We start from the raw sequence: 20,073 nt of genomic DNA, 5'->3' as shown, positions 1-20,073 counted from the left end.
CTACTCGGACGCCTGGCCGTCGAGCGCCGCGAGCTGGTCGACCGTCGAGGCGACCGCGCCGACGTTGCGCACGCCGGCCTCGGTCGACGGGAAGTCGAGCACGACGTAGCGCTGCTGCTGCACGGCGGGCAGGGCTGCGGTCGCCGGGTTCGCCTCGAGCTGGGCGATCTTCTGGTCGGCGGTGTTCCAGGCGGCGTCGACGAGCACGATGACGTCGGGGTTCGCGTCGACGATGGCCTCCCAGCTCATCGAGGTCCAGGTGTCGTGCACGTCCTTCGCGATGTTGTCGAGGCCCGCGGCCGCCATGATCATCTGCGGTGCGCCGATGCCGGCTCCGACATAGGGGGTCTCGTCACCGGAGCTGTACCAGAGGGCGGTGAGGCCCTCGTCGTTCGGCGCGATCGCGTCGAGATCGGCCTGCTGCTCGGCCACGAGGTCGGCCGCGGCATCCGGAACGCCGAACACGTCGCCGGCCTCGGTGAACTCGCGGAAGACCTCGTCGAAGGTCAGCGGGTCGGGCATGTAGCCCGCCTCCTTGCACGCGGCCGGGGCGACGTAGCTGTTCACGCCGAGCTTCGCGAGGTCGGCGCGCTCGCCCGCGCCCTCGGCGGAGAGGTTGGACTCCCAGCCGGCGAAGACGAGGTCGGGCTCGAGCGCCAGTGTCGCCTCCTGCGAGGGCACCTTGTCGGAGACGACCTCGATGTCGGATGCCGCGTCGGCGAGCTCCTCGGGCAGGGGGCCGTCGCTGAACGCGGATCCGATGACGCGGTCGGCGAGGCCGAGGGCGAGCATGAGCTCGAGCGTCGAGGACTTCACGGTGAGCACGCGCTCGGGCGCGGCGTCGAGGGTGACCTCGGTGCCGCAGTTGTCGATCGTGAGCGGGTACCCGCTCGAGGCGGTGTCGGACGAGGCCTCGGGCGAGGCCGCCGTGGGGCTCGCGCACCCGGCGAGCAGGAGTGCGACGGCGGGCAGGGCGATGGCCGCGGCGATGGGGTGACGGCGCGAAATGGGCATGGTTCCTCCGGGACGGTTCTGTGCGGACTTCGACAGATGTCGACGACTCACGGCCCAATCCCGGGCCATCACAACCGATCAGAGCGGATCGGCGGTCGGGTTCATCCTACGACTGCGAGTGTTTCGGAATCAATACTGGATTCTGGATCCAGAATACGCAATGATGACAGCGCGGGCCGAATCGGAGCATCCGATCCGGGCCAGCGGGCGGTGACTCGCCCGACCGCGTCCCGGGTCCCGCGCAAGGCCGCACCGCCGCATCGCTGCGACGAGATCCGAGAGGACCCGCACCACATGAAGACCACGAACGTCGAGTTCACCAGCGAGGGCGACCGCCTCTCCGCGATCTGGCGCACGCCCGAGACATCCGGCCCCTACCGCGCGATCGTGCAGGGTCCCGGTTGGCTCGGCCTGAAGGACGCCAAGCTCTACGTGCGCTACCACGAGGCCCTCGTCGCCGCCGGCTTCGCGGTGCTCATCTTCGACTACCGCGGCTTCGGCGACTCCGAGGGCGACCGAGGCATCCTCTCGCCCGCGCGCCAGCTGCAGGACCTCGTCAACGCCGTCACCTACCTGACCACCCGCGACGACGTCATCGCCGACGCGATCGGCGTCTTCGGCACGGGCGGCACCGGCGGCGGCAACGCCGTGCTCCTCGCCGACGTCGACCCGCGCGTGCGGGCGGCCGTCAGCCAGGTGCCCGTCGCCGACGGCACCGACTGGCTGCACCGCATGCGCCAGGAGCACGAGTGGCTCGCGTTCCTCGCCAGCCTCGACGAGGACCGCAGGCTCCGCGTCACGACGGGCGCCGGCCGGCTCGTGCACCCGCGCGAGGAGATCATGGTGCCCACGCCCGAGCGCCGCGCGACCACGATCAAGGCCGACGTCGACGACCGCATCCCGAGCGCGATCCCGCTCTCGTGCGCCGAGGAGATCCTCGCCTACCGGCCGATCGACGCTGCGACCCGACTCACGACCCCGCTCCTCGTGATCGGCGTCGAGGGCGACGCGACCACGCCGACCGACCACGCCGAGGCGCTCTACGCCGCGGCCAAGGGGCCGAAGCAGCTCATCATGCAGCGGCACACCACCCACTACGCGGCCTACGACCGCTACTGGGAGCAGACCACCCCGCGCATCGTCGACTGGCTCGACCGCCACGTGCAGCCGAGCGACGTCGACATCCGCACCACCCTCTCGCCGCAGTCGGGCGAGGCCATCGAACACCTGGAGGCACCACGCATGGAGGCAGGACAGTGAGCATCGACCTCAGAATCACGGGCGGCACCGTCGTCACCCCGAGCGGCCCCGTCGCCGGCGACCTACTCGTGCACGACGGCCGCATCGCGGGCGTCGTGGCACGCGAGGTCGCCGTCGACGCCGAGCGCACCATCGACGCATCCGGCCGCCTCGTGCTGCCCGGCATGGTCGACGTGCACGTGCACACCCGGGAGCCCGGCTACGAGCACAAGGACGACATCCTCACCACGACCCGCCAGGCCGCGGCCGGCGGCGTGACGACGATCTTCGGCATGCCCAACCTGAAGCCGCCGACGGTCGACGTCGCCAGCCTCACCGACGTGTTCGAGCGCTACGCCTCATCGTCGATCGTCGACTGGAACCACAACCCGGCACCGACGAAGTTCGACGAGATCGAGCCGATGGCGGCGATGGGCATCAACGCCTTCAAGATCTACATGGTCGTCGACACGGGCCGCACCTACCCGCACCCCGCGGGCACCGGCATCCACGACCACGGCCACCTGCTGCAGATCATGGACCGCATCGCGACCACCGGCAAGCGCTTCATCGTGCACCCGCACGACCAGGCCCTCATGGACTACATCGAGGGCGAGGTGCTCGCCCGCGGCGAGAACACGCCGCAGGGCTACGCCTCCGCGTACGCCGCTCGCGAGGGCGTCATCTGGGACACGGCCATCGACGTCGTGCTGCGCCTGGCCGAGGCATCCGGATGCCCCGTGCACATCGCGCACATCCAGACCCGCCGCTCGATCGAGGCCGTGCGCCGCGCGAAGGCCTCGGGCATCGACGTGACGTGCGAGGTCAACCACTGGGCGCCGTTCCTCTCCACGTGGGACGACGTCGAGACCCTCGGGCCCTACGCGCTGAGCTACTGGGTGCCCGACGACAACCGGGCCGCCATCTGGGAGGGCATGCGCGACGGCACCATCGACGTCGCGAGCTCCGACCACGCGCCGCACACGCGCGAGGAGAAGGAGATCGGCTGGACCGAGATGTGGAGCGCCCACACCGGGACCCCCGGCATCCAGTACTACTACGAGCTCATGCTCGACGCCGTGAACCGGGGCGAGCTCGACCTCGACCGCGTCGTCGAGATGGTCGCGGAGGTCCCGGCCGACAAGTTCGGGCTCGCGGGCGTCAAGGGCTCGCTCACGGTCGGCGCCGACGCCGACATCGTGATCGCCGACCTGGCGCACGAGTGGACCATCACCGACGACGACGTGCTGTCGAAGATCGGCTGGACCCCCTACAACGGCCGCACCATCAGCGCCCGCATCGAGCGCACGCTCGTGCGCGGCCACGAGGTCTACGCCGACGGCGTCGTCGTCGGCGAGCCCGGATTCGGGAAGCTCGCGGCCGCTCCGGCCGCACGAACGGCCGAACTGGCCGCAACGGAAGGGAAGTGACCATGAAATTCGGTCTGCTGCTGCCGCACTTCGGCGAAGAGGCGAGCAAGGAGAAGCTGCTCGAGGGCTCCAAGCGCGCCGAGGAGCTCGGCTTCGACTCGGTCTGGGTGCGCGATCACCTCGTCTTCGAGCCGCACGGCGAGATGGAGAAGCCCAACCGCACCTTCTACGACGCGCTCACGACGCTCACGGCCATCGGCGCCGTGACCGAGAAGCTCGAGCTCGGCACCGGGTCGCTGATCCCGTTCCGCCACCCGCTCGTCACCGCGCTCATGGCCGGCACCATGACCCAGTTGCTCGGGCCGCGCCTGATCCTCGGCTTCGGCGCCGGCACGTTCGACCACGAGTTCGACGCCATCGGCTGGGGCGACAAGGACCGCGTCGAGATGGTGCGCTCGAACGCCGAGATCCTGAAGCGCGTGTTCACCGAGAACGACGTCACGTACGACGACGGCATCTTCTCGTTCGAGAACGTCACCATCGAGCCCAAGCCCGTCGGCGGCCGCGTGCCGTTCTGGTACTGCGGCGCGACGCCCCGCTCGGCCCGGCTCGCGGCCGAGTACGCCGACGGCTGGATGCCCGGCCGCATCTCGCTGGCCTCCATCGAGAAGCGCATGGGCGTCATGAGGGAGATGACGGATGCCTCGGGCCGGCCGATGCCGACCATCGGCGTGATCCCGCCGACCTCCATCGAGGAGACGCGCGAGGAGGCGCTGAAGGACGTCAACGTGCCGGGCCTGCTCGCCTGGGCGAACAAGGCCAAGTTCGCCGTCAAGCCGCCGTCGGGCGTGTTCGAGACGGTCGAGGACCTCGAGGGCCAGCTCATCGTCGGCAACCCCGACGAGGCCGTCGAGGAGATCCGCAAGTTCGAGGCGACCGGCGTCGACCACCTCGTCTTCGACTTCCGCTTCAAGTTCGACCGCTTCTTCGAGCAGATCGAGCTCCTCGGCAACGAGGTGCTGCCGAAGCTCCGCCAGGGCGCGCCGGTCCCCGTCGCCTGACGGCGACACCGTTGGTCGAGTGGGGAGCGAAGCGAGCGTGTCGAGACCCGCGACCAGGTCTCGACACGCGTCGCCACTCGACCGCCGAGCATTCGAATCGAGACCGAGAGAGAGCAGGACCATGACGATGACGACCCCGACCGCCGACCGGGACGAGCCCGCGGCATCCGCTCCACTGATCTCGGTGCGAGACCTCACGGTCAGCTACCACGTCGCGCGCACGGGGGCCACGCTCACGGCCGTCGAGGGCGTGAACCTCGACGTGCACGAGGGTGAGTTCGTCACGGTGCTCGGCCCGTCGGGGTGCGGCAAGACCACGGTGATGAACGTCGTCGCGGGCCTCGTCGCACCCACGTCGGGCGAGGTGCTGGTCGACGGCCGGCCCGTGACGGGCCCCGGCCCCGACCGGGCGGTCGTCTTCCAGGACTACGCGCTGCTGCCGTGGCGCACGGTCTTCGACAACGTGAGGTTCGGCCTCGAGATGCAGAAGCACCTCAAGGGCGACGGATGGCGCGACCGCGTGCAGGAGGCCATCGAGCTCGTCGGCCTGTCGGGGTTCGAGCACTCCTACCCGAAGGAGCTCTCGGGCGGCATGCAGCAGCGCGTCGGGCTCGCCCGCGCGATCGTCGCCGAGCCGCGGATCCTGCTCATGGACGAGCCGCTCGGCGCGGTCGACGCGCTCACCCGCGAGGTCATGCGCGACGAGATCGAGAAGCTCATCGCCGCGACCGGCAAGACGGTGCTCTTCATCACGCACTCGATCGAGGAGGCGATCCTGCTCGGCGACCGCATCGTGGTGTTCAAGAGCCACCCGGGAGCGATCAAGGAGGTCATCGAGACCAAGCTGGCGAGGCCCCGCTCCGAGCGCAGCGTGCAGAGCGACCCGAGGTTCCTCGAACTGCGCGACCACCTGTGGGACGCGCTCCAGGCCGAGGCGGCCGAGGCCGCGGTGGCGGGCGGCTCATGAGCGTGCTCTTCGCGAGCGGCGGACCCCGGACCGGCCGGGGCGGGCTCGCCGCCTGGCTCGCCGGACTCTCGACGGGCGGTCGGGCCGCGGTGATCGCGGTCGAGGTGGTCGTCGTGCTGCTGCTGTGGCAGCTGATCGTCGGCTACTGGGGGCTCATCAACCCCGTGTTCTTCCCGCCGCCGCTCGCGATCGCGCAGGGCTTCGGCGAGATCGTCGCGAACGGGTCGCTCGCGGCCAACGCCGCGGTCTCGGCCCAGGCCTGGCTCATCGGCTTCACGATCGCGGTGATCGTGGGGATCCCCGTCGGACTGCTCATGGGCGCATCGCTGCCCGTCGACAAGGTCGTGGGCCCGATCGCGTGGACGATCTACGCGACCCCGGCGATCGCCTACCAGCCGCTCGCGAAGGCGTGGTTCGGCTTCGGCATCGGGCCGGTCATCTTCCTCGTGGTGATCAGCGCGCTCTTCCCGATCATGCTCAACATCGCGGCCGGCATGCGCACGACGAGCCCGTCGCTGCTGCGGGCCGCCCGCGTGTACGGCGGATCGCAGCTCGACCTCTACCGACGCGTGTTCCTGCCGTCGACCGTGCCGTTCCTCTTCGCCGGGCTGCGGCAGGCCGTGGTGCTCGCGACCATCGGCATGGTCGTCGCCGAGCTCTCCGGCTCGTCGAGCGGCATGGGCGCCCTCATCATCAAGGCCGCCAACACGTATCAGACCGACCAGGCGTTCGCCGCGATCGGCGTCGTCGTCTGCTGGAGCGTCGGCATGACGGGCGTCGTGACGCTCATCGAACGCCGCGTCGCCCCCTGGACCAGGAAGGCACGACGATGACCGCCACGGTCTCCATCGAGACGCTGAACGCCCCCGCGCCGCGCCGACGCCGGCCCGGGCCGAGCACGTGGACGTGGCTGCTGCTCGCCGTCATCGCCGGGATCCTCCTCATCTGGGAGGCGGCCGTCTCGTGGCTGCACCTCGTGCCCGAGGCGTTCCTCCCACCGCCCACCGCGGTGCTCGCCGCATTCGTGCAGCTGCTCGTCGACCCCGAGTTCTGGCAGGCGTTCGCGTACAGCATGCAGAACCTGCTCATCGGGCTCGTGCTCGCGGTCGTGGTCGGCGTGACCGTCGGCCTCGCGGTCGGCTGGTCGCCCGTGCTGCGGTTCACCGTCGCGCCGTTCCTCTGGCTGCTCTACTCCACGCCGAAGGTGGCGCTCGCGCCGCTCTTCATCCTCGTGCTCGGGCTCGGCAACGAGTCGAAGATCGCACTGGTGTTCCTGCTCGCCGTCTTCCCGATCATCCTGAACACCATGGAGGGCGCGGTCACCGTGCCCGCGTCGCTCGTGAACGCCTCCCGCGTCTACGGCGTGAACGGCGTGGCCCTCGGCTGGAAGGTGATCCTGCCGGCCACGCTGCCGTACAGCCTCGCCGGCATCCAGCGGGGTGCCGCGCTCGGCTTCACGGGCGAGGTGCTGGGGGAGTTCCTCGGCGGCACGGGCGGCCTCGGCCACATGCTCGAGTTCGCGGCGTACCAGTTCCAGATGGACGAGGCGATCGCGATGGTCATCGTCATGGTCATCATCGCCAACCTGACGCTCACGCTCATCTCGGTGCTGCGCAAGCGCCTCGCGCCCTGGTACGACGACCGCCAGATCATGGGCCGCAGCTAGGAGCACGCCAGACCGCCGGCCTCCGCGTCATGCGCGACAGCGGGGGCCGGCTTCCTGTCAACGCACGCAGCATGGGCGCGTATGGTTGCGCGCACGGGGCCGTTCGAGCTCCCGAACAGAGGCGGCATCATGTCCGACAAGTCCCCCAAGAAGTCCGCATCGAAAACCGCGGCAACGCGCACGCTCAAGGAGAAGCGCGCCGACAAGAAGTCGAAGGTCGCCGGCCGTTCCACCGGCAGCGACATCACCGAGGCGACGCACCGCAAGAAGTAGGCCTCCGAGACGAACGAAGAGCCCCCGCCCGGCATGCGCTCGGCGGGGGCTCTCTGCGTCGAGCGGCCCGCTCCCGCCGACGACGGCGGATCGGGATGCAGGGGTCAGGCCGCCGGCGCGGTCGCGGGTTCTGGCAGGGGGAACAGTCGCACGAAGCGCTGAACGAGCTCGCGATCGCCGGAGAGCGAGAGTTCGCCGGCCTCCTCGGCGGCTTCGATCGAGCGGCCGTTCCAGATCACGTCCTTCACGGTCGACGAGTCGGCCGTGATGACGGCCGCCGGCAGTGGTGACTCGCCGCGGCGGATGCGCAGGCCGTCCTCGGAGACCGCGAGCGCGAAGGCATCCTCGTGCATCCGCAGATCGAGCTCGGCGTCGAGCCCACGTGCCAGCTCGGGACTGAAGCTGGTTCGCAACGCGAGCGCGATCGAGTCGGCGCTCATCTCCGCGTCGCGGAGCAGCGCGGGAGAACGACCGCCCCATCGCCCGAGCGCGATGATCACGGGTTCGAGCTCCTGGCCCCAGGCGGTGAGTTCGTAGACGGATGCGGCCGCGGGAGGTGGGAGCCGGCGCTTGCGGAGCACGCCCGCCTGTTCGAGCTCGCGGAGCCGTTGCGCGAGGACATTCGGGCTCGCAGCCGGGAGGCCGCCTCGCAGATCCGTGAAGCGCTTCGGCCCGAAGAGCAGTTCGCGGACGACGAGCATCGCCCATCGCTCGCCGATCAGGTCGAGGGCGTGCGCCGCGGCGCACGCGTCCTGGTAGGAGCGCTTCACCATCCGAGAAGCATATCGGGAAGTACATAGTTTTACGTTGTTGGTTGTTATTTAGGACTCGTCGGCGTAGGTTCACCAACTGCCGCGATTGCGGTGCGACCGATGAAGGAGGTGACCATGTCCGACGAACAGCGGGCATCCGGCATCCGAGGCCCGGACATCGGATCCCCCGACATCGAGACGCCGCCCGATCCGCGGCGTTGGAAGGCGCTGGCACTCCTGGGCGTGGCGTTCTTCATGGTCATCCTCGACTCGACGATCGTCCTGACCGCGATCCCGTCGATCCAGCGCAGCCTCGGGCTCTCCGTCACGGGCGTGCAATGGGTGATCACCGGATATGCGGTCGCCTTCGGCAGCCTCCTGCTCTTCTTCGGCCGCATGGCCGACCTGCTCGGTCGCCGCCGGGTCTTCCTCGCAGGCACCGCCGTGTTCGTGATCGCGTCACTCGCATGCGGCCTCGCGTGGAGCGGCGGCGTGCTCGTCATCGCCCGACTCGCGCAGGGCATCTCGGCCGCCATCATGGCGCCGACGGCGCTTTCGATCGTCGTCGGCCTCTTCCGCGAGCCGGCCGAACGCAACCGGGCACTGGGGCTCTGGGGCGCGCTCGGGGGCATCGGCGCGACCGCCGGCCTCCTCCTCGGCGGCGTCATCACGGCCGGATTCGGGTAGCCTTGGATCTTCCTCATCAACGTGCCGGTCGGCATCGGGATCCTCCTGCTCCTGCCGGCACTCGTCGGCGAGAGCCGAGAGCACGTCGCCGTGCGACGGTTCGACGTGGCGGGAGCGCTGACCGTCACGGCGGCGCTCGTCCTCCTGATCTCGGCGATCGTGAATGCGCCGGAGGCCGGATGGGTGAGCGCGACCACCCTCGTCCAGCTCGCGGGAGCCGCGCTGCTGGTCGCGCTGTTCGTCCTGATCGAATCGCGTTCCACCGCTCCACTGGTGCCGCTGCGGATCTTCCGGATGCGCGCGCTGGTCGCCGGCAACCTCGTCATCCTCGCGATCGGCCTCGCGGTCGACGGGATGCTGTTCGCATTGACGCTGTACGCGCAGCAGGTCCTCGGCTACTCGGCCCTCCAGTTCGGCCTCGCGTGCGCGGTCATGACGATCACGTCCGTGGTCGGTGCGTTCGCGGGCCAGGCGGCCGTCACTCGGTTCGGCATGCGACCCGTGGCCGTGCCAGCGCTGCTGCTGATCCTGGCGGGCACGGCCCTGCTCGCCTCGGTCTCGGTGGACGGAACCTTCCTCGGCGACCTGTTCTGGCCGCTCGTGGTCTTCGGCCCCGGCATGGGGGCGGCGTTCGTGACCTCCCAGATCGCCGCCCTGCACGGCGTGCCCGACGCGGAGTCGGGCCTCGCCGCCGGCCTGGTGGACACCTCGTTCCACATCGGGGGTGCGCTCGGCATCGCGATCGCATCCGCCGTGGTGGTCTCGGTCGTGGAGTCGTCGTCGGCCCCGCAGTCGTCCGAGGCGCTCACCGGAGGGCTGCGGGCGGCATTCCAGGCGGCATCCGTGTTCGCGGTGCTGGGCCTCGTGGCCGCGTTCCTCCTCCCGTCCCGAGGAAGGCGCGGCGTTGCGCGAGACCTGGAGTCCGCCGGCTGACTCGCCGGGAACCCGCGTCGCAACGAAGAGCCCCCGCCGGCATGCGCTCCGGCGGGGGCTCTCGGTGTCTCGTGACGATGGTCGTGCGTCAGGGGTAGGGGAGCGTCTCCGGTCCGGCGTTGTCGATGCCGAGCAGCTCCTGCGCCTTCTCGAGGTAGACGAGCTGCGACTCGTCGAACTCGATCGGCTCGAGCTCCTGCGTCTCGATCGTCGTGTCCCACGCCTCGGTGCCGAAGTACAGGTTCGAGCACGCGAGGTGCCCGTCGAGCACCCAGGGGCTCTCGCTGTCGCGGAGCGCCTCCACGTCGAACTCGTTGTCCTCGTAGATGTCGAGCACCGAGTCGACGTTCTCGGGGAACTCGCCGGGGGCGGGGGCCGTCATGTAGTCGGTCGCCTTCAGGGTCGCGCGCAGGAATCGCACGAGCGTGTTCGGGTTCTCGGCCACCCAGCCGCTGCCGGCGACCTGCACGTCGTTGGCCCAGTTGCGCAGGGACTCGACGATGATGTTCGCCCCGTGCTCCTCGAGGGCCGGCAGGTCGTCGGCGTAGAACGGCTGCATCGAGATGCGGTCGTTGACGAAGAACTCGGTCCACGATTCCGAGCCGGGGCCCGGATAGACGACCTCGGTGTTCACCGTGTCGAGGTCCCAGCCCTCCTCCTTCAGCACCCGCTTGCGCTGGAACTCGGCGGGGTCGCCCGGTGTGCCGGCCAGCACGATCGAGGTGCCCTCGAGGTCGGCGACCTTCGTGATGCCCTTCTGGGCGGCGAAGTCGAAGTTCTGCCGGCAGTAGTGGCCGCCGACCAGGTCGACCTCGACCCCGCCGCGGATGGCCTCGATGACGGTGCCGGTGGACTCGACGCCGATGTCGGCGCTGCCGCTGGCGACGGCGGCGGTCACGTTGTCGGCGGTGATGACCTCGACGGTGAGGCCCTCGTCCTCGTAGTAGCCGAGGTCGCTCGCGAGCACGTACATCGAGTACATCGTGAGGTCGGGGAACGGGATCGCCACCGTGATCTCGGTGTCCTCGGCGGGGCCGGGCTCGCCGTCGGCGAGGGTGACGGGTTCGGATTCGGCGGCTCCGCCGGGTGCGGCGCACCCGGCGAGCAGCGTGACTGCTGCCAGGCCGGCGGCCGCCACTGGGCCGTATCGTCGGACGGATCTGCGCATGACTTCTCCATTCTCAGCGGGTGTCTCGTGCGGACCGCCGCGCAGAGCGCGGAGGACTCGTGCGAATTGACGGATACCGTATCCAAAATCCTCTCTGGAGTCCATGGTTCCCGGCGAAGCCGATGGTTACGGTTGGATTGCGGGCGTGTTCGGGTCCGTCCGGCGGCCAGGGGATCGCCTGCCGGATCGCCGGCCGCCACCACGTCGGACCGACTTCGCCAGGTCGATCGATGGACACGCGGACGCAGATTGGATACGGTATCCAGAAATCACGACACCGAGGTTCGTGAGCCAGACCGGAACGGGGTGCGGATGCGAGCAGCACGACTCAGCTCGAACGGCCTCGACGGCCTGCGCGTCGAGGACGCGCCCCGGCCCGTTCCCGGCCCCGGCGAGGTGCTCATCGCCGTCGAGGCAGTGAGCCTCAACCAGCTCGACCTCAACGTGATCGCCGGCCTCGGCCCGGGCCGCGCGGCCCGGCTCCCGCGAGTGCTCGGCCTCGACCCGGCCGGCGTGGTCGTCGAGCTCGGCGAGGGCGTCGACCCGGATCTGCTGGGCCGGGCGGTCGTCGCCAAGCCCAACATCCCGTGCGGCGACTGCGTGCGCTGCGCGCTCGGCCGCGAGGCCGACTGCCCCGAGCAGACCGTGCTCGGCGTGCACCGCGACGGCGGCGCCGCGGAGTTCGTCGCCGCGCCGGCCCGCAACGTGTTCGACCGCCACGACCTCGACGCCGCCACCGCCAGCGCCACCGTGCACAGCCTCCCGATCGTGATCAACGCCTTCGACGCGGCGGGCGTCTCCGCATCCGACCGCGTGCTCGTGACGGGGGCCGGCGGCACGCTCGGGCACGCCGCCGTCTCGTACGCCCGGCACCTGGGCGCCTCGGTGGTCGCGGCCTCGCGTGCCGAGCTCCCCCGCATCGACGGCGTGGAGCGCATCGCGGCAGCCGACGCCGCCGCCCTCGGCGCGCGACTGGCCGAGCTCGACGGATTCGACGTCGCCATCGACGTGAGCGGCCACGGCGCCACCATCGCGGCCGGCGTGGCAGCCCTCGGCTGGGGCGGGCGTGCGGTCTTCTGCTCGGCCTCGGTCGACGCCCGACTCGAGCTCGACGCCCGCGACCTGTACCTGAACCGCAAGCAGCTGCGCGGCGTCGCGAGCGCCGACTACGAGCACGTCCGCCGGGCGCTCCGCCACGTGCGGAACGGTTCGATCGCGCCGTTCATCGGCTCGCGGCATCCGCTCGAGGACATCGTCGAGGCCTACCGGGGCTTCGCCGCCTCGCCGAGGGGCAAGGTGGTCGTCGATGTCGCCTGAGACACGCAGCCGCACCGCGGCGCCGGCGTCGGATGCCCGCGCCTCGGCGCACCGCCCGCACGACCGAGAGGACCAGACCCCATGAGCTCCACCGCCGACGGCACGCGCGAGACCCGGGGCCCGCTGACCGGCATCCGCGTCATCGAGCTCGGCCAGTACATCTCCGGCCCGTACGCCGCGAAGCTGCTCGCCGACCTCGGCGCCGAGGTCGTCAAGGTCGAGTCGCCCGAGGGTGACCCCATGCGGCGGTGGGAGGGCAGCGGCACGATGAGTCCGCAGTTCTCCGCCTACAACCGCGGCAAGCGCGCCGTCACCCTCGACCTCAAGTCGCCCGAGGGCCTCGCCGAGCTGCTCGAGCTCGCGCGCACGGCCGACGTGCTCATCGAGAACTTCCGCCCGGGCGTTGCCGCACGGCTCGGCTTCGGACCCGACGTGCTCCACGGGCTCAATCCCGGGCTCATCACCTGCTCGATCACCGGGTTCGGCGCCGACGGGCCGTACGCGAAGCGCCCGGCGTACGACACGGTGATCTCGGCCGTCGGGGCCATGTACAGCCAGGTCGTGCCCGCCGAGACGCTGCGTCCGCTCGGGCCCGCGTTCTCCGACCTGCTCTCGGGCATGTCCGCCTCGCAGGCGGTGCTCGCGGCCCTGCACGCGAGGAGCGCCCGCCCCGGTGCCGAGGGCGAGCACCTCGAGGTGTCCATGGTCGGCTCGCTCATCGACTTCCTCACCGAGGCGGCCTCGACGTACCTCGAGACCGGGCAGGTCGCCGGGCCCGACTCCCGGCCGCGCCGCGCCCAGGCCTACGCGTGCGTCGGCTCCGACGGCCGCGCGTTCGTGATCCACATGTCGGTGCCTGAGAAGTTCTGGACGGGCCTCGTCGCGGTGCTCGAGCGACCCGACCTGGCATCCGATCCCCGCTTCGCCACCCGCGAGGCGCGTGTGCGCAACTACGACGCGCTCGACGTGGAGCTCAAGGCCGTCACCGAGCGGATGCCGCGGCAGCACTGGCTCGACCGCCTCGCGGCGGCGGACATCCCGCACGGGCCGTTGAACACCGTCGCCGACCTCTTCGACGACCCGCAGGTCGCCTCCATGCGACTCGTCGAGGAGATCGCCGGACCCGACGGCGGCGCCCTCCGCGTCCCCGTGCCGAGCACGCGGTTCCACCGCAGCGGGCGGCCCGTGCTGCGCGCGGCGCCGCAGCTCGGCGCCGACAACGGCACCGTGCTCGGCGGGACCGCCGCGGCATCCGCCCCGATCACCGAAGGAGCCGGCGCATGAGCGGCATCGACGACCTCGTCGCCATCGACGTGCACACCCACCCGCAGACCGAGGAGTTCCTCGCGGCGATGGGGCAGCGGCACCAGCAGATGGCGAAGCACTTCGGGCGGGAGCGCCCGGTCGTGAGCTTCGCCGAACAGGCCGACCAGTACCGCGACCGCCGGATGATGGCGGTCATCGTGAACTCGGACTCCGAGACCACCTCGGGCATCAAGGGCGCACCGAACGACCTGCTCGGCAAGGCGCAGGCCGACCACCCCGACGTGTTCCTCGCGTTCGCCGGCATCGACCCGTGGAAGGGCGAGGCCGCGATCGCCGAGATCCGGCGCATGCACGCCGAGTACGGCATCAAGGGCATCGGCGAGCTGAACCCGTCGCGGCAGAAGTTCCTCGCGAACGACCGCCGGTTCTTCCCGATCTGGGAGACGTGCGCCGAGCTCGGGCTCGTCGTGATGTTCCACTCCGGCTTCCCGGGCGCCGGCGCCGGCACGCCGGGCGGGGGCGGCTACCGCCTCGAGAACGCCCGCCCGGTGCCCTACATCGACGACGTCGCCGCGGAGTTCCCCGAGCTGAAGATCATCAGCGCGCACCCGGCGTGGCCCTGGCACCTCGAGAACCTCGCCATGGTCTGGCACAAGTCGAACGTCTACCTCGACCTGTCGGGCTGGGCGCCGAAGTACCTGCCGCCCGAGGTCGTGCGCTACGCCGACTCCCTCATCACCGACCGGGTGCTCTTCGGCTCGGACTGGCCTGTGATGACCGCCGACCGGTGGATGAGCGAGTTCGACGAACTCGGGATGAAGCCCGAGTCGCGCCGCAAGATCCTGCTCGACAACGCCCGCACCCTGTTCGGGCTCTGACCCCGCACCCGAGAACCCGCACACCCCGAGAACCCGCACACCCCGAGAACCCGCACACCCCGAGGAAACGGAGGACCGATGGCCGAGCTCGTGCTCGCCGCGGCCACGCCGCACAACCCGCTGCTCTGGCGCGCGATGCGCGACCCGATGCCCGACGACCTCGCCGGGGTCGCGGCGAACTTCGCCCGGTTCCGGCAGTCGTTCGCCGACCACGACGTCGACGTGGTCATCGTGATCGGCACCGACCACCTGCGGCAGTTCTCGTACGACCACTCCCCGGCGTTCGTCGTCGGCAAGGCGGAGTCGTACCACGGCACCTGGGAGAACGAGGTGCGCACCTTCGGCATGGAGTACGTCGAGCTCGAGGGGCACCGGGAGCTCGCCGACGAGATCACCGGGCGCCGGGTGCAGCCCGAGACCATCGACCTCTCGGTGAGCCTCGAGTGGCGGCTCGACCACAGCTTCGTGATCCCGCTGCAGTACGTGCGCCCCGAACTCGACGTGCCGGTCGTGCCGATCCACACGAACGCCTCGATGCCGCCGGTGCCCTCGGTGCGCCGCTTCATCGCCCTCGGCGAGCACGTGCGCTCCGCGGTGGAGGGGTGGGACTCCGATGCCCGCGTGGCCCTGCTCACCTCGGGCCACATGGCGAACGACGTCGGCGGTCCGCGCACCTTCGCGGGCTCCCCCGACCCCGAGTTCGACCGTGCCGCGGCCGCGTGGATGCGCGACGGCGACCTCGACGGCGCAATCCGCGTCTGCAGCGACTTCGACCGCCTGCTCGACGCCGGCTGCATGACCTACCAGTACCTCAATGCCGTGGCCGCGCTCGCCGCGATGGGCGGTCGCCCCGCCGACTACGCCGACGTGACGGAGTCGCGGTTCGCGTCGAGTCCGTTCTTCCTGTGGGAGACCCGCTGATGACCCGCTACATGATCGACAAGTTCATGCGCTTCGTCGAGCTCTCCGATGCGCTCGTCGCCGAGTACGTGGCCGACCCGGCCGCCTCCGTCGATCGCTGGCTCGGCGAGGGCGGCGGTCCCGAGGGCGCGACCGACGACCGCGTCCTGACCGAGGAGGAGCGGGCTGCGTTCGCCGCCCGCGACTTCGAGGCGCTCTACGTGCTGGGGGCGCATCCGTACCTGCTGTGGCACTTCACCGAGGCGGTGCACGCCCACGAGTTCACGCCCGAGTCGGGGTGGCGCGAGCTCGTCGAGCGGTACCGTGCCGCGGTCGCCCCGCACGGGGTGGTCGACTACATCCCCTGATCGTCGGGCGCTCAGCTGATCGTCGGGCGCTCAGCTGATCGCCGGGCGGGGCGGGGGTGACGATCCACGAACCGGCGGCACTCCGGCACTCCGGCACTCGGGCACTCCGGCACCGCGTTCTGCGAGGACGAGCCCACCCGCGCCGGGCGTGGGATCGCCTCTCGAGCGGATGCCGCGGGCCGGCGACGGCGGGCCGGCATCGGGTTCCGGGCGAGCGGACTCAGCACGGGGCGGGCACGAGCCGCGCGGGCGCGTCGAGGATGCTGGTCGTGAACATGGCGTGGCCGACGAGGACGCCGCCTCCGTCCTCCGCGACGAACGAGCATCCGCCGAGGTCGGGGATCGTCGGTCGCACGTCGTGCACGATCGCGTTCACCACGGCGCCGTGCTCGCCGAACGCGGCCAGGTGCAGGGCCGCCACGGCCTCGGCGTCGGGGGCGGACTCGGGACGGATGCCGATCAGCGCAGTTCGCCCACGCTGGGCGGCAGCGCGCAGTAGTCGTAGAAGAACCGCTTGGGCTGCGAGTCGAGGGTCGCGTCGACGATGACGTTGACGCCCGCGTGCGGCAGCTCGTCGCCCTCGAGCACCCAGACCGTGAAGTGCCAGATGCCGCGCACCTTCTCGTTGAACAGGCGTCGGCCGTCGACGACGAGCACGGTGTCGGGGTCGCCCGCGCCCTCGAGGGTGCCGGCCCGGAACGGCTCGACGGTCTCGGCCCGCAGCGTCGCCTCGTCGACGTCGCCGAGCGACCGTCGGGCCGCCACCTGGCCCTGCGCCTCGAGGGCGCCGGCGAGGTCGTCGGCGAACCGCGCGGCCCGTGCCGCGTCGGCGCCCTCGATCGCGACGAGCCGTCGACCGCGAGGGGTCAGGTGCAGGAACTCCCGGGCGACCCCGTCGAGCAGGTCGTGGCGGGTTTCGGAGAAGTACGCCATGCGGGCAACGTTATCCGCCCTCGACCCGGAGATGAAGGGCGAGCGAGCGTCAGGGCTTCACGGCGGTGATCTCGTTCCAGGAGATCTGGATGGGGAGGCTGGTGGTGGGGGTGGAGCTGGAGGTGTAGTGGGCGAGGCCGATGGTGCCGGGGCCTTGGAGGGCGGTGGTGTTGTCGGTGGTCTGGACCTGCCAGGCGGTGGGTTCGGTCTGGGTGGTGGGCCAGACCTTGGCGCGGATGGTGGTGGGGGCGGTGCCGGTGACCTGGAGTCGGATGTTGAGGCTGGTGCCGGGTTGGTAGGTGCCGGGCAGGGTGGTCCAGGGCAGGGTGGTCTCGGTGCCGGCGACGAGTCGGGTGAGGTAGAGGGCGGTGGATCCGTCGGCGTTGAGGCGGAGCTTGGCGCGGTAGTCGTTGTTGAGGGAGAGTTGGCGGCCGATGATCAGGAGGTAGAGGCCGGATCCGCCGGGGGTCTTGTCGATCTTGACGCTGGTTCGCAGGTCGGTGTCGGTGCTGGAGACGGTGGAGAGGTAGGCGTGTTGGCCGCGTCCTGCGGTGGGTGAGCGGAACACGGCGGCGGAGCCGTCGACGAAGGTGTTCGCGATCGTGCCGCCGACGACCCAGGTTCCGCCGACGGTCGCGGTGCCGAAGCCCGAGGTCGTGGTGCGGGTGAAGGTGTCGCGTGCGAGTTCGGACGGCGGCGGAGGCGGCGGCGTCCGGAAGGACCACGTCGGCGAGACCGTCGACGACGTTCCGTCGCTCACGACGGCGCGCCACTCGTATTGGGTGTCTGCGGCGAGACCGGTCCAGGCCTTCGAGGCCTGCGCGCCGGAGGCGACCGTCGTCGTCCCGATCGCGGTGAAGGGTGCCGGTTGCACGCCGGCGAGCGGGAACGGCTCGGTGAAGGCCGAGTCGGCATCGGTCTCGTACTGGTCGAGCTTGGGGGAGTAGGTCGCGGCGGTCATCGTGCCGGCGGTCGGATCGAAGGTGTAGGTGCGCAGCCAGCCGTCGCCGCCGTTGGGCCGGTCCTGGTAGTCGGTCATGATCTGCAGCACCGGCTGGCCGCAGGTGTTCGCATCGGTGCGGCGGGCCTCGCCGGCGTTCCCGTTGTGCTCGTGTCCACTGAGCACGAGCCGGATCTGGCAGTGCGTGCTGACGAAGTTCGTCCACATGGCCGCGGTCGAGGTGCCGCCGGGGCGCTCGGCCGTCGTGCGCCGGTTGCCGTTGATGTTGATGAAGCTGTGCGTCGACATGACGACGATGCGGTCGGGGTGGGCGGCGAGCACCCGGTGCGCCCAGTCGAGCGCGTACTGGGGCGCCTCCCATTCGAGGTTCAGCATGAGGAAGTCGCGGCCGCCCGCGGTGAAGAGCGCGTAGTTGTCCATGTTGCGGCGATCGATCGGATCCGCGCCGAACTGGTTCTGGCCGAGGTATCCGCCGTACCGGGTCGTCGCCGTGTTCCATGGAGCGTTCGCGTAGCGCTGCGGCGGGAACCACGTGTCGTACGGGCCGACGGCGCCGGTGGCGTTGTCGAAGTCGTGGTTGCCGGGAACGACGCTGTTCGGCACCGCGGCGTCGAGCGGGGCGAGGCCGGCGGACACGTGCCCCCACTGGGTGGCGTTCGTGTACTCGCTGACGAGGTCGCCGAGGTGCACGGCGAAGGCCGTGCCGAGCAGCGGCTTCGTGTTCACGACCCACTGCGACTGCTGGAGGATGGTGCCCTGCCGGTTCAGGTAGGTGTAGTTCTGGGTGTCGGGGATCGCGACGATCGTGAACGGGTCGTCGTCGGCCGGCGTCGGCACGGTCGTGCCCTTCACGCGCCCCTCGAAGGCGACCGACAGCTGGCCGCCGTCGGGGTCGGAGGCCGTGACCTGCAGCGTGGGCGCGGCCGTGGACGTGGTGGAACCGTCGGCGGGAGCGACGAGCACCGCGCCGGCGGGTTCGGCGGCGTTCGCCGCTCCGGGGGCGAGGGTGCCCAGGACGAGGACCGCGAGCGCTCCGAGCGCGACGGCCCGGGTCAGCCGCCCGCCCTCCTTCGAGGACGACTGCAAGCGCATGTCTCAGCCCCCTTCCGGGGTCGCGCGTCGGGTCTGGCCGGAGTCTGCTCCGTCGACCCCTCGGCGTCAAGAACCCAGTGGAGGGGACGTGCGCCGGGCGCCGCGCGTCAGCTCGCCGGGGTGCTGCCGAGTCCGAGGTCGATCGACGCGCCGGCGAGGGCGGCCGAGGTGTCGAGGTCGTGCATCCAGAGCGGGGCGGATGCCGCGGGCAGGCCGTCGGCCGTGAGCGAGGCCGCGGCGGCGGCATCCGTCTCGTCGACGAGCCACGCGTCGAGCAGGCCGCCCTGCGCGCGGGCCCCGTAGTGGCGGCCGACGCCCTCGGCGCTCGTCTCGACGCCGATCGCGGGCAGGCATGCGTCGGCCATGCCGCGCACGACCTTGCCGCCGATGATCGGCGAGACGCCGACGACGGGTGCGGCCGTGGCGGCCAGGGCCTCGCGGATGCCGGGCACGGCCAGGATCGTGCCGATCGACACGACCGGGTTCGAGGGGGCGATGAGCACGAGGTCGGCGTCGGCGATCGCCTCGGCGACGCCGGGCGCCGGGCGGGCGTCGGCGATGTGCTGCTGCCGGAACGCGAGGGCGGGCAGCGTCGCGCGGTACCTCGTCCACCACTCCTGGAAGTGCATCTCGCGCTCATCGGATGCCTCGGGGTCGGCGACGCGCACGTGCGTGTCGACCTCGGTGTCGGTCGCCGGGATGAGTCGCACGCCGAGCGGCCAGCGCCGCTGCAGGCGCTCGCCGACCTGCGAGGGCGTGAGCCCCTCGCGCAGCCAGACGGTGCGGGCGAGGTGGGTGCCGAGGTCGAGGTCGCCGAGCGTGAACCAGGGCCAGCCGACGCCCCACTCGCGCAGTTCGGCCGACACGCGCTCGGTCTCGCCCGCGCGGCCCCAGCCGCGCTCGGTGTCGTTGACGCCGGCGAGCGAGTAGAGCAGGGAGTCGAAGTCGGGCATGAGCCGCACGCCCGAGAGCCAGATGTCGTCGCCGGTGTTGACGACGACGGTCACGGATGCCGCGGTGCCGCCCGCGCCGTCGGGCCAGCGCCTGGCGCACTCCTCACGCACTCCGCGCACGAAGCGCGATCCTCCGACGCCGCCCGCGAGCACTGTGATCCGCACCCGGCAAGCCTATGCGGCACGCGGATGCCGCCCCCCGAACTGGGTGCACCCCGGGCGCACCAACCTGAGGAATCCTCTTGACGCTCGCGTGGCGTCCTGCTTGTCTCGGG

Annotated in this window: 19 protein-coding genes and 1 pseudogene; 13 read left to right on the top strand and 7 right to left on the bottom strand. The window is 71.0% G+C overall.

What is annotated here, in order from left to right; all coding sequences use genetic code 11:
* Complete coding sequence (locus ACR3IO_RS10350) at nt 1-1,014, bottom strand: putative F420-0 ABC transporter substrate-binding protein (RefSeq protein WP_434071110.1); 1,014 nt, start codon at nt 1,012-1,014, stop codon at nt 1-3.
* Nucleotides 1,015-1,308: 294 nt separating this feature from the next.
* On the opposite strand from ACR3IO_RS10350, the gene ACR3IO_RS10345 reads away from it, so the two are divergent.
* The 7 genes from ACR3IO_RS10345 to ACR3IO_RS10315 all read left to right on the top strand — a co-directional run bounded on the left by ACR3IO_RS10345 (nt 1,309) and on the right by ACR3IO_RS10315 (nt 7,590).
* On the top strand, nt 1,309-2,274 hold the full coding sequence (locus ACR3IO_RS10345; RefSeq protein ID WP_434071109.1) for an alpha/beta hydrolase: 966 nt from the start codon (nt 1,309-1,311) through the stop codon (nt 2,272-2,274).
* Nucleotides 2,271-3,683, top strand: a complete 1,413-nt coding sequence (locus ACR3IO_RS10340; protein ID WP_434071108.1) for a dihydroorotase — start codon at nt 2,271-2,273, stop codon at nt 3,681-3,683. Before ACR3IO_RS10345 ends, ACR3IO_RS10340 begins: the two co-directional genes overlap by 4 nt.
* 2 nt (nt 3,684-3,685) lie before the next feature.
* Nucleotides 3,686-4,684 carry an LLM class flavin-dependent oxidoreductase gene (locus ACR3IO_RS10335; RefSeq protein ID WP_434071107.1) on the top strand — a complete coding sequence of 333 codons (999 nt, stop codon included), beginning with the start codon at nt 3,686-3,688 and terminating at the stop codon, nt 4,682-4,684.
* Between the two features lie 121 nt (nt 4,685-4,805).
* A complete protein-coding gene (locus ACR3IO_RS10330) occupies nt 4,806-5,651 on the top strand; it encodes an ABC transporter ATP-binding protein (RefSeq protein WP_434071106.1) in 846 nt (281 codons plus the stop codon).
* Nucleotides 5,648-6,484, top strand: a complete 837-nt coding sequence (locus tag ACR3IO_RS10325) for an ABC transporter permease (protein WP_434071105.1) — start codon at nt 5,648-5,650, stop codon at nt 6,482-6,484. Before ACR3IO_RS10330 ends, ACR3IO_RS10325 begins: the two co-directional genes overlap by 4 nt.
* The gene (locus tag ACR3IO_RS10320) at nt 6,481-7,317 is read left to right on the top strand and encodes an ABC transporter permease (protein ID WP_434071104.1); all 837 of its coding nucleotides are present in this window, start codon (nt 6,481-6,483) and stop codon (nt 7,315-7,317) included. The genes ACR3IO_RS10325 and ACR3IO_RS10320 overlap by 4 nt, the downstream gene beginning before the upstream one ends.
* Nucleotides 7,318-7,446: 129 nt before the next feature.
* Nucleotides 7,447-7,590, top strand: coding sequence for a hypothetical protein (locus ACR3IO_RS10315; RefSeq protein WP_199471814.1), 144 nt, complete (start codon nt 7,447-7,449; stop codon nt 7,588-7,590).
* Nucleotides 7,591-7,694: 104 nt separating this feature from the next.
* On the opposite strand, the gene ACR3IO_RS10310 is transcribed toward ACR3IO_RS10315, so the two are convergent.
* The gene (locus ACR3IO_RS10310; protein WP_434071103.1) at nt 7,695-8,363 is read right to left on the bottom strand and encodes a winged helix-turn-helix transcriptional regulator; all 669 of its coding nucleotides are present in this window, start codon (nt 8,361-8,363) and stop codon (nt 7,695-7,697) included.
* Between the two features lie 99 nt (nt 8,364-8,462).
* On the opposite strand from ACR3IO_RS10310, the pseudogene ACR3IO_RS10305 reads away from it, so the two are divergent.
* Nucleotides 8,463-9,962 (top strand): annotated as a pseudogene (locus ACR3IO_RS10305) (MFS transporter).
* An 88-nt stretch (nt 9,963-10,050) separates the two neighbouring features.
* On the opposite strand, the gene ACR3IO_RS10300 reads toward ACR3IO_RS10305, so the two are convergent.
* A complete protein-coding gene (locus ACR3IO_RS10300; protein WP_434071102.1) occupies nt 10,051-11,130 on the bottom strand; it encodes an ABC transporter substrate-binding protein in 1,080 nt (359 codons plus the stop codon).
* Between the two features lie 312 nt (nt 11,131-11,442).
* On the opposite strand from ACR3IO_RS10300, the gene ACR3IO_RS10295 reads away from it, so the two are divergent.
* From ACR3IO_RS10295 to ACR3IO_RS10275, 5 genes are all read left to right on the top strand, one after another.
* Nucleotides 11,443-12,447 (top strand): alcohol dehydrogenase catalytic domain-containing protein, encoded by a 1,005-nt coding sequence (locus ACR3IO_RS10295; protein ID WP_434071101.1) that lies wholly within the window; start codon nt 11,443-11,445, stop codon nt 12,445-12,447.
* 81 nt (nt 12,448-12,528) lie between these two features.
* Nucleotides 12,529-13,731, top strand: coding sequence for a CaiB/BaiF CoA transferase family protein (locus tag ACR3IO_RS10290; RefSeq protein WP_434071100.1), 1,203 nt, complete (start codon nt 12,529-12,531; stop codon nt 13,729-13,731).
* Nucleotides 13,728-14,591: an amidohydrolase family protein gene (locus ACR3IO_RS10285; protein WP_434071099.1), complete on the top strand. Its 864-nt coding sequence runs from the start codon at nt 13,728-13,730 to the stop codon at nt 14,589-14,591. The genes ACR3IO_RS10290 and ACR3IO_RS10285 overlap by 4 nt, the downstream gene beginning before the upstream one ends.
* A 78-nt stretch (nt 14,592-14,669) precedes the next feature.
* Nucleotides 14,670-15,512: a hypothetical protein gene (locus ACR3IO_RS10280; protein ID WP_434071098.1), complete on the top strand. Its 843-nt coding sequence runs from the start codon at nt 14,670-14,672 to the stop codon at nt 15,510-15,512.
* Complete coding sequence (locus tag ACR3IO_RS10275; protein ID WP_434071097.1) at nt 15,512-15,859, top strand: hypothetical protein; 348 nt, start codon at nt 15,512-15,514, stop codon at nt 15,857-15,859. The genes ACR3IO_RS10280 and ACR3IO_RS10275 overlap by 1 nt, the downstream gene beginning before the upstream one ends.
* A 220-nt stretch (nt 15,860-16,079) precedes the next feature.
* Here ACR3IO_RS10275 and ACR3IO_RS10270 read toward each other — a convergent pair whose 3' ends face one another.
* The 4 genes from ACR3IO_RS10270 to cofD form a co-directional block, all read right to left on the bottom strand.
* Nucleotides 16,080-16,280 carry a hypothetical protein gene (locus ACR3IO_RS10270; RefSeq protein WP_434071096.1) on the bottom strand — a complete coding sequence of 67 codons (201 nt, stop codon included), beginning with the start codon at nt 16,278-16,280 and terminating at the stop codon, nt 16,080-16,082.
* 38 nt (nt 16,281-16,318) lie between these two features.
* Nucleotides 16,319-16,792 carry a hypothetical protein gene (locus ACR3IO_RS10265; RefSeq protein ID WP_434071095.1) on the bottom strand — a complete coding sequence of 158 codons (474 nt, stop codon included), beginning with the start codon at nt 16,790-16,792 and terminating at the stop codon, nt 16,319-16,321.
* A gap of 49 nt (nt 16,793-16,841) precedes the next feature.
* The gene (locus tag ACR3IO_RS10260; protein ID WP_434071094.1) at nt 16,842-18,845 is read right to left on the bottom strand and encodes a metallophosphoesterase; all 2,004 of its coding nucleotides are present in this window, start codon (nt 18,843-18,845) and stop codon (nt 16,842-16,844) included.
* A 107-nt stretch (nt 18,846-18,952) separates the two neighbouring features.
* A complete protein-coding gene (cofD, locus tag ACR3IO_RS10255) occupies nt 18,953-19,963 on the bottom strand; it encodes a 2-phospho-L-lactate transferase (protein WP_434071093.1) in 1,011 nt (336 codons plus the stop codon).
* Between the last annotated feature and the right edge of the window lie 110 nt (nt 19,964-20,073).

The organism is Agromyces sp. Marseille-Q5079 (genome assembly GCF_051016555.1).
Classification (GTDB): Bacteria; Actinomycetota; Actinomycetes; order Actinomycetales; family Microbacteriaceae; genus Agromyces.
Note: the sequence above shows the minus strand (reverse complement) of the source record. Positions and strands in the feature narration are given on the sequence as shown.